This is a genomic window from Bartonella sp. AD328YNZD (assembly GCF_042196425.1).
In genome coordinates, this window is record NZ_JBHIQG010000696.1 from 1 (window position 1) to 769 (window position 769).

The window sequence follows — 769 nt, forward strand, 5'->3', positions numbered from 1 at the left end:
TGAGAGGAGGCAGAAGCACTTCACCAATGCTAATCCCCAAAGCCACAATGCGGTTTTGTAAGAGTTCAAATTGTCGCATAGCACCGGTTGCTTGTTTGTCGGCTTCTTGTTCTACCGAGCCTTTAAAGACTTGTGGATCTTTCACATAATCTAAAGCTTGCCCTAACAATTCAGGGTTACCCATCAATTTGGCAAAATCGCCGGTAAAATCGCGCCCCGCAATGGCAATCAGCGAACGCATCCCTTGTTCGGATTTGCCCAACACATTAAAAAAGCGCACCAAGGTACCGGTGGCATCTTTGTCGAGATCTTGCATGAATTTTTCGCGGGAAAGCCCAATATTAGCAAAAGCATCTTCAATATGTTTGCCCCCAGCCTGAATGCGCGCACTCATCGCATTAAAACCACGCGCGGCACTCTCAGGAACAATCCCAGCAGAAATCATCGCTGTACCAAATGCCGCGGTTTCGCGGGCTGTCAACTTAAACATGGTTGCTGCACCGGTGGCACGATTGGTAAAATCAGACACCTCACTGGCCTTTGCCGCCATGTGGTTAGAGAGATGATTGATGGCATCGCCTAGATCTTCAATGCCTGCTTGATTAAGCTTAAAGACATTGCGCAACTTGGCAAAGCGCTCCCCAATCTGATCCCCCGTCATATCAAAAGCAACAGCCGCTTTGGCTGCATAAATGCTAAAAGCTTCTAAATCTTGTTCACCAATCCCTGCTTGGCTAGCACTGGTCATCAATTCTAAGACTTCACGAGC

1 protein-coding gene is annotated in these 769 nt (G+C 47.9%); it reads right to left on the reverse strand.

Features of this window, described 5'->3' with window-relative positions:
• A partial coding sequence (locus tag ACFIO3_RS14520) for a phage tail tape measure protein (protein ID WP_375704724.1) occupies positions 1 to 769 on the reverse strand: 769 nt, incomplete at both ends.